Annotated in this window: 7 protein-coding genes and 5 pseudogenes; 4 read left to right on the plus strand and 8 right to left on the minus strand. The window is 36.9% G+C overall.

Going from position 1 to position 12,975, the window contains the following annotated elements; translation table 11 throughout:
• Positions 1-30: 30 nt before the first annotated feature.
• The 4 genes and pseudogenes from dnaA to serS form a co-directional block, all read right to left on the minus strand.
• The gene (gene dnaA / locus NBW36_RS03885; protein ID WP_250237916.1) at positions 31-1,422 is read right to left on the minus strand and encodes a chromosomal replication initiator protein DnaA; all 1,392 of its coding nucleotides are present in this window, start codon (positions 1,420-1,422) and stop codon (positions 31-33) included.
• Positions 1,423-1,857: 435 nt separating this feature from the next.
• On the minus strand, positions 1,858-2,598 hold the full coding sequence (locus NBW36_RS03890) for a Bax inhibitor-1/YccA family protein (protein WP_250237917.1): 741 nt from the start codon (positions 2,596-2,598) through the stop codon (positions 1,858-1,860).
• Positions 2,599-2,974: 376 nt separating this feature from the next.
• A pseudogene (locus tag NBW36_RS03895) lies at positions 2,975-3,499 on the minus strand (IS6 family transposase); the annotation flags it as partial.
• A 96-nt stretch (positions 3,500-3,595) separates the two neighbouring features.
• On the minus strand, positions 3,596-4,867 hold the full coding sequence (gene serS / locus NBW36_RS03900; protein ID WP_250237918.1) for a serine--tRNA ligase: 1,272 nt from the start codon (positions 4,865-4,867) through the stop codon (positions 3,596-3,598).
• 590 nt (positions 4,868-5,457) lie between these two features.
• On the opposite strand from serS, the gene rho reads away from it, so the two are divergent.
• The 4 genes and pseudogenes from rho to NBW36_RS03920 all read left to right on the plus strand — a co-directional run.
• On the plus strand, positions 5,458-6,990 hold the full coding sequence (gene rho, locus NBW36_RS03905; RefSeq protein ID WP_250237919.1) for a transcription termination factor Rho: 1,533 nt from the start codon (positions 5,458-5,460) through the stop codon (positions 6,988-6,990).
• Between the two features lie 474 nt (positions 6,991-7,464).
• Complete coding sequence (locus tag NBW36_RS03910; RefSeq protein ID WP_250237922.1) at positions 7,465-8,022, plus strand: phosphatase PAP2 family protein; 558 nt, start codon at positions 7,465-7,467, stop codon at positions 8,020-8,022.
• 112 nt (positions 8,023-8,134) lie between these two features.
• Positions 8,135-8,635 (plus strand): annotated as a pseudogene (locus NBW36_RS03915) (ArnT family glycosyltransferase); the annotation flags it as partial.
• A 965-nt stretch (positions 8,636-9,600) separates the two neighbouring features.
• Positions 9,601-9,816: pseudogene (locus NBW36_RS03920) on the plus strand (hypothetical protein); the annotation flags it as partial.
• Positions 9,817-10,019: 203 nt separating this feature from the next.
• Here the strand turns inward: NBW36_RS03920 and NBW36_RS03925 are convergent.
• From NBW36_RS03925 to NBW36_RS05730, 4 genes and pseudogenes are all read right to left on the minus strand, one after another.
• Positions 10,020-10,679 (minus strand): annotated as a pseudogene (locus tag NBW36_RS03925) (IS982 family transposase); the annotation flags it as partial.
• A 430-nt stretch (positions 10,680-11,109) separates the two neighbouring features.
• Positions 11,110-12,219, minus strand: a complete 1,110-nt coding sequence (locus tag NBW36_RS03930) for a DEAD/DEAH box helicase (protein WP_250239132.1) — start codon at positions 12,217-12,219, stop codon at positions 11,110-11,112.
• Positions 12,220-12,318: 99 nt separating this feature from the next.
• Positions 12,319-12,525, minus strand: coding sequence for a cold-shock protein (locus NBW36_RS03935; RefSeq protein WP_250237924.1), 207 nt, complete (start codon positions 12,523-12,525; stop codon positions 12,319-12,321).
• 328 nt (positions 12,526-12,853) lie between these two features.
• A pseudogene (locus NBW36_RS05730) lies at positions 12,854-12,961 on the minus strand (IS6 family transposase); the annotation flags it as partial.
• Positions 12,962-12,975 lie beyond the last annotated feature (14 nt).

Consider the following 12,975-nt stretch of genomic DNA (forward strand, 5'->3'; position numbering starts at 1 on the left):
TAAACGCGACAGAACCAACAAAGCGTTATCTTATTTGATCGTTAATTTGATCTTATTTTCAAGTGATGCATAGAACTGAGCATATTCTGGGTCTTTATTCAATAAGTCATCTATGACTTGTACAGCATGTATCACCGTTGTATGATCCCTTCCACCAAAATAGGCACCTATGGATTTTAAAGAATGTGTAGTATATTTTTTAATTAGGTGCATAGCGACTTGTCGAGCAGCTACAATTTCCTTTTTACGTGATTTACCCTTTAGATCATCTAAGGCAATATTATAATGTGCAACCACGTGCTCTTGTAGTACTTCAATAGTGGTTTCAGCAGTAGGTTGTTGCTGTACAATATGTTTTAAAACTTGTTCGGCCAGTTCTATGTTAATGTCTCGTTTGGTCAACGAAGCATGCGCAATAAGTGAAATAAGTACGCCCTCTAATTCTCTTACATTGGTATCGACATGTTTGGCAATATAATTGATCAAGTCTGATGAAAACGTGATGCCATCCGCCGCTACTTTACTATGTATAATGGCAACACGGGTTTCAAAATCGGGACACTGTAAATCTGCTGTTAAGCCCCATTTGAACCTGGAAAGAAGGCGTTCTTGCAACCCTTTTAAATCACGTGGTGCACAATCACTTGTAATGATAATTTGTTTTTTTAGTTGATGCAAATGGTTAAAAATATGAAAAAAGATTTCTTGTGTTTTTTCTTTACCAGATAAAAACTGTATATCATCCAGAATAAGCAAATCTACCGCTAGGTATTGCCCTGTAAAAGCTTGAACGTAGTTGCTGCGCAAGGCTTCTATAAACTGCGTCGTAAATTTTTCAGAGGAAACATAAGCTACTTTTTTGTCTGGTAAAAATATTTTAACCTCATTTCCAATAGCTTGAGAAATATGGGTCTTGCCTAGGCCTACACCTCCGTAAAGCATCAGCGGATTAAAAGCAGTTCCACCTGGCTGCTTGGAAACAGCTTGTGCAGCAGACTTGGCAAGTTGGTTACAGTTTCCTTCTATGAGATTATCAAAAAGATAATTAGGGTTTAATTGAAAGATTTCATTTCCTGAAATAGTAGATGGGTGTGCAATAACACTTTTTGGCGCTGGACCTGGGTAGGTAGGCAAATTCACCATCAACGGCTTCTGCCTTTTATTCCCTTTGTCTATCACAACAGCATAGGCTAGTTTGCCATGAGGACCTATTTCTTGAAGTACTGCTTGCTTAAGCAATGGTAAATGGTGCTCTTCTAACCACTCATAAAAAAATTGACTAGGGACTTGAATCATTAAGATACCATCCTTGAAATCTTTGGCTATAATAGGGCTGAACCAGGTCTTATAGGTTTGTTCACTGATCTGACCTTGAATATACAGAAGACATTTACCCCAAATAATTTTGCCATCGGTATGCATGAATGACTTCTTTTTCAGCTATTTTAAAATCCTATTACCATATTATAGAAGATTGCTTTACGCCAATTATTGAGCAATACACAGATGCCAGGGGTTGTAATCGCTTTATGTTTGGACGGTATTTTGTTTTGGTATAAAACCAGCGTAAAACATCATAGGGCTTACTAACTGCCCAACTAGTCGATATATATGTCCCCTTTCTAAAAGCGCATGACGCTTTTTATGAAAACCGTGAGGTCACTATAAAAAAATAGAAATTAAGATAGATAGCTGTAAGGCTATCTATCTTACTGATTGCCTACTTTAGGCACTGATATACACTATACAAACCATACAAAACAACTGGTTCACAAGCGTACATGCTTGTCATGCTCGTGTTTTTGACGTTATACTGGGAGTGACTTAAACCACTAGTATAACCTCCTTAGCATATCATTAATTTCTTCTTTTTTGCTCTCCTAAAAAACGTAGCAAGTATAAAAAAAGATTTAAGAAATTAAGATAGAGCGAAAATGCACCCATGAGTGCGGCTTTCTCTACTAGACCAGTCTCTTGTACCTCATAGTAGAGGTTTTTTAATTTCTGGGTGTTGTATGCCACAAAAGCAATGAATACAACTACCCCTATAAAACTGGTTACAAAATAAACCGCATGACTCTGAAAAAAAATATTTACTACAGTGCTTATAATAAGCCCCCAAATAGCCATCATACAAAAAGAGCCGACAGAGGTTAAATCACGGTTGGCCATATAACCATACATACTCATAGCCCCAAAGGTAAAAGCCGTTGTGAGAAAAGTTTTATGTAAAGAATCAGTCGTGTAAAAAAAAGCTAGTTCAGTCAGTGATATGCCCACAAGTGTAGCATACAACATTAAAAGGAAGCGAGAATGGGCAAATGTTGCCCTAACAAAGTTGCCCGATAGATACATAGCAATGCAAAATGGAGCAACCATGATCCCATAACTCAAAAAAGTACGACCTACAATATTTCCCCACTGGTCAAATTCAAAAAGTAAGTTGGTTAAAGGCGGAAAAGTAAAGGTCGCCGCTGCTGCAACAGCCGTAATCAACAGTCCAAAAGCTATATGCATGTATACCTTAACCATATAGCGCTGCAAACCACTATCTACGGCTCGCTTGGCGCGCATGTAATCTCTTATGTAATCATTCATCGTTCTTAAATCTTTTAAATAGTTAGTCTACAAACCACTAATCAAATTTATAAAATATTAGCATAAAATCCAATGCTGGCCTCTAATCGGTAGCTGTTTGGTCGCTTAACCGGTTCTGTCACGTCTACATTTTCGTTAGTAACGTGAGTTCGGGATTAGATTATTTTTTCATTTGATAATCAATATTAATAAAAATTTATAAAATTTGTTTTATAGACAGTTAAATAGGTAGTTGAATAACAAATAATTCTGATAATCAGTTTATTATATATATTATATTTATAAAATTAGATATAAAAACTTGTTAAATAGGTGCAAATATTAACTAAATAATTGACATTAAATTTTTGTAAATCAGTCAAATAAATCCCGAACTCACGTTATTATTCAAGTATTTGTTTTGAAATATTTGAATGGTATGATCTTGATCAAGTTCTGTATTGACCGCATCAAAGGCAGCTTTATTACTACCGCTTTTGTCAATTACTACTTTCTTAGGAATATTATTTTCTGTGATCGCCTTACGAAAAAAAGAAAAAGCTGCAGACTTGTCTCTATGCTCAGATAGAAAAAAGTCAACTGTATCACCATAACGATCTACTGCTCTATATAAATAGATCCACTTCCCGTTTAGTTTAACATAGGTTTCATCCATTCTCCAACTACCACCAACTGGTCGTTTTCTTTTGCTTACTGCTTCATCTATAAGAGGAACAAACTTAATAACCCATCTTTGTAGCGTAGAACGATCAACTCTTGCGCCTCTCATACGCATCATCTCTTCCAAATCTCTATAGCTCAAGGAAAAACGACACTTCATCTAGACAAATAACAGGATGACTTCTGCTGAAGAACAATAGCCCTTAAAATAAGGTAATAATTTGGGCGAAATACTAGACATAATAACTACTTTTTTAACTATAGATACTAAAATAATGATTTTTTAGAATAAACGCGACAGAACCGGTTTAAGGCCGCACCGTTGGCTAAACAGATGCTAATGCATTATATTAAACCCTGTATACGATTGTAAGACTTTTGGAATATGAATCCCTTCTGGAGTTTGATTCCATTCTAACAGTGCAGCTAGAATACGTGGAAGGGCTAATCCACTTCCATTTAAGGTATGTAAAAGACAACTTTTCTTATTTTTATCTTTATACCTTAGCGATAACCTATTGGATTGGAAGGTTTCAAAATTACTAATTGAACTCACTTCTAACCACTTACTTTGGGCTATAGCATATACTTCTATATCGTAGGTCATAGCAGCGCAAAAACCTAAATCTCCATTACAAAGTTTTACAACGCGATAAGCTAGTTCTAGCTGTTCTACTAACCCTTGCACATAGGCTAGCATCTCTTCTAGGTTGGCATAAGACTGGTCAGGATGACAAATCTGAACCAGTTCTACCTTATCAAATTGATGGAGTCTATTCAGTCCACGTACATCAGCTCCCCAAGAACCTGCTTCGCGCCTAAAGCAAGGCGTATATCCTACATGTTTAATAGGTAATGCAGCCTCTGCTACCATAGTATCACGATAGATATTTGTGATAGATACCTCAGCAGTAGGTATCAGATATAATTGTGCCGATGGTATCTGATACATTTGATCTTCTTTGTCAGGTAGTTGACCCGTTGCATAGGCAGATGCCTCGTTTACTAAAATAGGGGGTTGAATTTCTGTATAGCCTGATTTTGATGCTTGATCCAAAAAAAAGTTGATTAAAGCACGTTGTAGCTTAGCACCTTTTCCTTTGTATACTGGAAAACCGGCACCTGTAATTTTATTGCCCAGTTCAAAGTCAACTAAGTCATATTTTTTAATTAAATCCCAGTGGGCCCAATGCCCGCTTCTGCGACTTGGTGGCGTTTGATAAATAATCAAATTGTCTTCAGCATGGCTGCCAATGGGTACGCTTTCATGAGGCAGGTTGGGTAGCGCATAGAGCCGCTCTAACAGAGATGATGTATATTCCTTGACCTTTTGGGTCAACTGCTTGGCCGTTGTTTTTAATCTATTAATTTCGCTCTTTTTGCCCTCTAATAGGGCTGTTTCACCTTGTAAGCGCCGTGCACTTCCTATTTCCCTGTTTAGTTTGTTTAGTGTAGCAGCTAGGTTGTCTAGTTGGGATTGTGTCGCCCGTTTTGCTATGTCCAGTCTGAATATGACTTCTACGAGCTCTTCTGCATTGGGTAAACCTCTTTTATGGAGGCCATCTATTACTGCCTTTTTATCTGTTCTTATACGATGTAAGTCAATCATTCTATTTGCGTTTAAACTTTGCAGTATAGCATACATTAGCTTAAAGCTACAGTATTTTAAGCAACCGATCTTTATTTTTATTAAAAATGTTGCTTTTTTTGATTTTTTCAAATTATAGTTGTATAATTGCTGGTATTGGTTTGCCATGGGGCTGCATTCGGATTCCTGCATTAATATTCATTCCTTGTTACAGCTTTTATATATGCTGTATGTACAGAAATACCCTTATTTTTGGCTATTCTTACTAGATTTAAAAAAGCGAAATCAGAACAAATAAGAAGGTAGTATGCATATTTAATGCAGATATTACTTCTGCTTGGCAATTAAGATATATTATTAGCTGACGTAAAGATTTACATAACCATACGGTATTGAAGTCTTACAAGATGGCTTTACTTGAAGTGTGGAAGCGTTTTATTGGTTATAGATTGATGGTCAATTGACAAATAGTATTGGTTGCCTGCATGTTGGCACACTTCACTTATATGCCTATGTAATATACGTTACTACTACTCATTTTTAAGAATAATCATTAAGATGATGCATATTATTTTTAATGGGATTTATATTAATTTACACCTAACTCAATCATGTACAATATCGGAGAGCTCAATCAAAAGCTTATTTCTGAGTTACGCGAAATAGCAGAAAGATTTAAAGTTAAAAGTTATAAAACGCTTTCAAAAGAGGAACTTATTTATAAAATATTGGACCAGCAAGCCCTACTTCCTGTAGGGGAGATTCCTCAAAAAAAGAATAACCAGGTGCCTATTGCACTGCCGCAACCAAAGGAAGTACCCGCATCTGTATTACCAAAAAAAGGGTATGTGAAATCTAGGGCAATAGAAGCACAGGTTGAATTTAGTGTACAAGGCAAAAACAGTGAGCCCACAGAGCCAGAAAAATCAGTTGTAACTGAACGTTCTTCTATTTCGACTGTCAAAGAACCAAAGGAGTTACCCCTTTCATTTGAAAAGAGTAAAAAAGAAGCCGTTATGCTGCATAACCTGGACACCACTATTGAAGGGGAAGGCGTACTAGAGATTATGCAAGATGGCTATGGATTTTTACGTTCATCTGACTATCATTATTTAGCCAGCCCAGACGATGTCTATGTATCCCCCTCTCAAATCAAGTTATTTAATCTAAAAACAGGTGATACCATTCGTGGCAAAATACGACCACCTAAAGAAGGGGAAAAATACTTTGCACTTTTAAAGGTAATTTATATGAATGGTGTCACCACAGAGGAGGGGCGTAATCGTATTCCCTTTGAACATCTTACACCGCTTTTTCCACATCATAAGTTGCATATTTCCAATGGGGCCAGTCAATATTCGACACGCATTATGGATTTATTTTCTCCTATTGGTAAGGGGCAGCGTGGCATGATTGTCGCACAACCTAAGACTGGTAAAACGGTACTATTAAAAGAAATTGCCAATGCCATTGCATCTAATCATCCAGAGGTCTATTTGATTGTTCTTTTAATTGGAGAACGTCCAGAGGAGGTGACGGATATGGCTAGGAATGTAAAAGCAGAGGTAATTGCTTCGACCTTTGATGAACAAGCTGAGCGGCACGTAAAAGTTTCTAATATTGTTTTAGAAAAGGCCAAGAGAATGGTAGAATGTAGTCGTGATGTGGTTATTTTATTGGATTCTATTACCCGATTGGCTCGGGCGCACAATACGGTTAGTCCCTCTTCTGGAAAGATACTTTCTGGTGGTATTGATGCTAATGCACTGCATAAGCCACAGCGATTTTTTGGTGCAGCCCGTAATGTGGAGAATGGGGGCTCATTGACTATTTTGGCTACCGCACTTATTGATACAGGCTCTAAAATGGATGAGGTGATTTTTGAAGAATTCAAAGGTACGGGTAATATGGAGTTACAATTGGATCGAAAGTTGGCCAACAAACGTATCTATCCCGCTATTGATGTACCTGCTTCTGGAACAAGACATGAAGAGTTATTGATTGGAAAAGAGGAATTGGCGCGGATCTGGATATTGCGTAATATTATGTCAGATATGAGTTCTACAGAAGCTATGGATTTTCTACTTAAGAAAATGCGGGGTACACGTAATAATGAGGAGTTTTTAGTCTCTATGAGCAATTAGTTATGAGCGGCATGGCAGATAAGGAATTTGTATGCTACCTTTTCTTATGTTTAAGCAGTGTTGCCAGAAAACAGAGCGGATATAATCCTTAAGTTGGCGCCATGGTCTGAATAGACCATAGAGAGGAATGTAAGGGATTGCTTGGTCGAAACTGGTCTAATAATACTTTGCAACTCTATCAAATCAAGCTATTAGCGGTATTATGGCCGTCGATAAAGGAATTTGGCCGTATAGCAAGGGACTATACCAACAGTCTATAAGTAGGGTTGCAATAAAATGTATTCCATTAAGCCCCATTACCAGCTGAACAGATACAAAAACAGCATGAAGCAGATAACGCCTATTAGGATGATTTGGTGTGAAAATAAGTTGTTTTTTTACCTGCTTACTGCCCTATTCATCATCGGAATCTTTCCCTTGTTCGTGTTGGATAAAGTTGCTTTTTTGATATTCCTCAAGCAGTGGCACGATCCTGTGGTAGATTGTATAGCGCCTTATTTGACCTGGTTAGGTGATGGAGTTACTTATATATGTCTTCTATGGATGGTTGCCTTGTTGTGTGCAAGTTGTAGAAAGATTATCATTATGGGGGGTAGTTTTGTCTGTATGTCTATTGTAGTGCAATTATTAAAGCGTGCTTTTTTTATGCATAGGTTAAGGCCCATAGCCTTGCTCCCTGTAGGTGAATCCTTACACCTAGTAGAGGGAGTACCCTTATTAAGGGATTTAAGTTTCCCTTCAGGTCACTCGGCTACTATCTTTCTGTTGATATCTGTTATACAGCTATTGTCTGAAAGCAAAAATAAAATCTATAGTGTCATCTTATTAGGGCTTGCCCTAACGGTTGCCTACTCAAGAATGTATCTTTGCCAGCATTTCTACACAGATGTCTATGTAGGTGCTTGGATTGGTACAGTTGCTGCTGTGATAGTATATATAGCTCTTGCCCATTTGAATGGACCAGACTGGTTGGATCGTTCTATCTATTGTTTAATATATACGCATGGAAAAGGGTTCCCGATTAAAAAATAGTACAGTTGCTTATTTTTTAGTGGGCTTTGGATCTATTTTTGCCTGGGGCATAGGAGCGGTGCATCTATTTGATTTAGATGAGCTCTATTTTGCTGAGATTACTAGAGAGATGATGCGTACTGGCTGGTATGGTCAAGTGACCTTTAATTTTGAACCCCTCTATGAAAAACCGCCGCTTTTCTTTTGGCTACAAGCGGCTAGCATGCACCTCTGGGGCATTAATGAGATTGGTGCGCGCTTTCCTAATGGTGTGTGTGGGTTATTCACACTTGCAACGATATACTACATCGGTAAACACTACAAGGGGAGATGGTTTGGCTTTTTATGGATGTGCTTGTATGCAACTGCTTTTTTGCCTCATTTTTACTTTAAATCAGGTATTATAGATCCTTTTTTTAATTATTTTTTGCTGTTGGCCATCTATTTTTTATCACGTACAGTTACGTTATCCAAAGCATCGCTGTATGGCGGGCTATCTATAGGTTGTGCGTTATTGTCCAAAGGACCTATGGCGCTTATCATACCACTGGCTACCTTATCCTTATCTTACACTTGGTTTAGGGGAAGGGTGGTGCGGCCGCTCATTTTAGCTATGTTGGTAGCAACAGTAGTCCTATCCTGTTGGCTTGTTCCAGAAATTTACTCTAATGGATCTAGGTTTATTAAAGAACTTTGGGCCTACCATTTATTGCTCTATCATCACCCTGTTGATACCCATGCACAACCTTGGTACTATCACTATCTAGTACTTTTTTGGGGATGCTTTCCAAGCTCCCTGTTTGCGATGCACTTTTTAAAAGAAAAAAGGTTGATCCAGAACCATTATTTTGCAGCTAATATGCAAGCTTTACTGGTGGTCGTCTTACTGATTTTTACGTTGGTGGGTACCAAAATTGTCCATTATAGCGCTATGGCCTATTTCCCTATAACCTTTTTTGCAGCTGATTTTTTCTATGAATGGATTTACAATAGAAAATATATCCATCCAAGGATAGGAGGGGTGTTTGTAGCCATGGGTGTAGTGATAGGTAGCGTTTTAGCCATTATGCCTTGGGTAATGCTACATAAAGCTGCATGGGTTCCCCTTATTAAAAATCAAGTTATAAAAGATGCCTTCGAACTATCTGTTATATGGAACTATTGGGATAGCATGCCAGGTTTGATCTATATCATAGGTATAGGTATCGCCTACTATTACTTTTTGCAGTTTCGTTTGGTTCCTTTTATGGTAGCCTTTATGTGCATCAATATTTGCACATTGGCATTATTTTGCATGCGTATTGCACCTAAGGTAGAAGCTTATACGCAAAAAGAAATGGTTGATTTTTGTAAAGCATGCAAAGGAAAGGATCTATACCTTACTACCATTGGTTTTAAATCAGCTGCACCTCTTTTCTATGCCGATCAACCCAAAAGCTTAAAGCGACCAGATATAGCCTGGCTATTGGAAGGGGCTATTGACAAGCCTTGTTTGTTTATTTTATACAAAAGCAATAGCGCACTTTTGGAACCCTATAAAGATATTACTTATATAAAAGATGCCGGCTGTTTTGCATTTTATAAACGGTTACCTAAAGTATCCGTAGCGCATCAAAACCAAGCAGTTTCCAAGACCCAGGTGCTGCAACAGAAGCCAAATTATTACCTTATTTTAAAGGCTATTGTTTTTCAGCAGAAGTCATCCTGTTATTTGTCTAGATGAAGTGTCGTTTTTCCTTGAGCTATAGAGATTTGGAAGAGATGATGCGTATGAGAGGCGCAAGAGTTGATCATGCTATGCTACAAACGTGGGTTCGGGATTTATGTGACTGATTTACAACAATTTAATATCAATTATTTAGTTAATATTTGCACCTATTTAACAAGTTTTTATATCTAATTTTATAAATATAATATATATAATAAACTGATTATCAGAATTATTTGTTATTCAACTACCTATTTAACTGTCTATAAAACAAATTTTATAAATTTTTATTAATAACCTCAGTTCGGGATTAGACGTATTGTGAACCAGTCATATATATATTAGTTATAGAAGGTTTTTTCTCTTTTAGTGCATAAGCTGTAATTCCAGTTATCAAATTGACTAGAAAATTAGGTATGCTTCTATGCCTGGAATGTTCTATCTGGCTAATATTTTTGAGATGATCTATAATAGTTTCAATTATAGATCGTTTTCTAAGCATCAGTTTATCCTAGAGTGGCATAAAAGCATTTTTCATATTTTTTCTGATTTAGGTAATGAGTTCCACGCCTTTCTCGATCAGTTTTTCAAATAAATCTTTGCTTATGTAACCTTTATCGGCAAACATTTTACCCATGAAGTGTTTACATAAATTTTCTACAGGAAGCCTATCATTAGTTTTACCTGTGGTCAGTTGAAAATTCATAATTTCTCCTAAATCATTGACTATCAAGTGCAACTTTAATCCAAAAAACCAACCGGTGCTGGTTTTACCTTTAGTAGCAATCGATTTAAAAACCCTGTGCGTATAGGCTCTTTTGATATGGAAAACCTTGATGGCTGTTGCATCCATAAAATAACAACCTGTTTTTGTTTTAGAAAGACTTTGTGTAAAACAGTACAAGGGAACTAACGTTCTTTGGATCAGTTCTATAAATCTATTGTAGCTTACTAACTTTCCAATTTCATTCTAACGTGAGTTCGGGATTAGATTATTTTTTCATTTGATAATCAATATTAATAAAAATTTATAAAATTTGTTTTATAGACAGTTAAATAGGTAGTTGAATAACAAATAATTCTGATAATCAGTTTATTATATATATTATATTTATAAAATTAGATATAAAAACTTATTAAATAGGTGCAAATATTAACTAAATAATTGATATTAAATTGTTGTAAATCAGTCACATAAATCCCGAACCCACGTGATAAGGTTGTTTTGATCTAAGTTAGGCAGAATAGCCCCAAAAAGAGCGTTATTGTACCTCCAATCTCACCAGGCTGAACAGAAAATAAAAGGCAAGAAAAACAAGAATGGATATAAAAAAAGGACCAACCCTCAAAAATGGATGAGAGCTGGCCTTTACATAAAACAGGTTTAGCAAGCTAAATGCTTAACCTGAAAAACCACGCCTAAAAGGACGAGACCTAAACCGATTAAAATGTGAACTTTTCCTAAATGGACTCCGCTCTTCTTTTTCTACTGGCTCGTTATGAATAATACGCCAGAGTCTCTTTTCTTGAGGAGAAGAAATCATAGATAAAGCAAATCCTGTTGCACCAGCTCTACCCGTTCTACCTATTCTATGGGTATAATCTTCAGCAGCTTGCGGAAAATCATAATTGATTACATGTTTAATATGATCAATATCTAATCCCCTTGCAGCCACATCAGTTGCCACAATAATAGAATACTGCTTGTTTCTAAAGTCCTTGATTACCTGCTTTCGTTGGTGTTGTTTTAATCCACCATGAATCGCGCGAACCTTAAAACTTGCTTGTTGCAATTGATAACTGATACTGTCAGCCTTTACTTGCGTTTTTACAAAGATAATCACAGAACCTTCCCGTTGACTAAGCTGCTCCAATAAGACTTGAAACTTTCCTGATTCTGGCGCATAAAGGAATTCTTCTTGAATATTTTTGGACTCACTATTTAAAATTTCCACATTAATCCGTGCTGGTTGTTTTAAATAGGATCCAGCTAAACGCTCAATATTCCTATCCAAAGTAGCCGAAAACATTAAAGTTTGCCGCTCCATTGGCAAACGTTTAATAATCTTATCTATCTGAATAGAGAAACCCATATCTAGCATTCGGTCAATCTCATCCAATACCAAAAAGGTAGTGTTATGAAAACACAACGAACCCCTACATAAATGATCTTCCACACGGCCAGGTGTACCTACAATGATGTTGGGATTTGCACGCAAACGCATTAACTGCTTCCCAATAGGCTCCCCTCCTATTAACAACACCGTACGTAAATGCTTACAGCCACTCACCATGCTTGACATAACACCTGCTACTTGCTCAGCAAGCTCTCGTGTAGGCGCTAATACCAATACGCTGGCAGCAGGGCAATGCATAAGCTGCGCAACTACAGGTATAGAAAAGGCGGCTGTCTTTCCGCTACCTGTTTTAGAAGAACCCAAAATATCTTGACCGGTTAAGGCTACTGGAATTACTTGATCTTGAATAGCAGTAGGGTGGTCATACTGCATCCTTGCCAACGCTCCTAATAGAGCTGATGGCAGATTATATTTCTGAAAAGTATTACTCAAAGTACAATATTAAAATTTAAAAAGTTCTTGATGTGTTATTCACACATCAAGAACTCTAATGTTACTAGCTACCTCCTTACCTCTATCACTGGTGATTTCAAAATACACCGATTGACCGTGGTCTATCATGCTTACTCTAGACGCCACAAGTGCACTTATATGCACAAAAACATCCTTACCTCCATTTACTGGTTTGATAAACCCATAACCTTTGGCTGGGTCAAACCATTTTACTACTCCTTCCATAGGAAACAAAAAAACTATATTAAAAAATTAGACTCCAAGCGCCCTAACCTACCTTTACTTATATAAACCGTTAAACGAGCAACCTATAAGCAGTTTGGCTCAAGGTTGGAATAAAAAAACGCTGGCCACAAGTTAAAATTTTTTATTCAAAAAAGAAAACTTTCCTTGCCAAAAAATTAAACGGATAGGCTTGAACAGATAGCGCTTCAATCTTGACTTGCACTGCTCTAATCTACCGCTATAACCAAACAAAACGGGTTCTGTCGCTTCTATATTTTCGTTAGTAACGTCTTTTCTTTTAAGTGAAGTTTTGGATATATATTGGTTATTATTCGGCCATTAGCATAACAAAATTCTCAAAAGTAGAAAGATGATTTTTAGCTCCGATTACTTGTCCTTTTTGAATCATAGGAATGTTTTCTATCTCTACAATGGTCTAGAGTAAAGAAA

The sequence above is a fragment of the Cardinium endosymbiont of Oedothorax gibbosus genome, assembly GCF_936981045.1.
GTDB lineage: Bacteria > Bacteroidota > Bacteroidia > Cytophagales > Amoebophilaceae > Cardinium.

Bases quoted from the DNA above. Each gene is read 5' to 3' on its own strand.
- dnaA (WP_250237916.1), bottom strand. From the start codon at position 1,422: ATGCATACCGATGGCAAAATTATTTGGGGTAAATGTCTTCTGTATATT.
- NBW36_RS03890 (WP_250237917.1), bottom strand. From the start codon at position 2,598: ATGAATGATTACATAAGAGATTACATGCGCGCCAAGCGAGCCGTAGAT.
- serS (WP_250237918.1), bottom strand. From the start codon at position 4,867: ATGATTGACTTACATCGTATAAGAACAGATAAAAAGGCAGTAATAGAT.
- rho (WP_250237919.1), top strand. From the start codon at position 5,458: ATGTACAATATCGGAGAGCTCAATCAAAAGCTTATTTCTGAGTTACGC.
- NBW36_RS03930 (WP_250239132.1), bottom strand. From the start codon at position 12,219: ATGCAGTATGACCACCCTACTGCTATTCAAGATCAAGTAATTCCAGTA.
- NBW36_RS03935 (WP_250237924.1), bottom strand. From the start codon at position 12,525: ATGGAAGGAGTAGTAAAATGGTTTGACCCAGCCAAAGGTTATGGGTTT.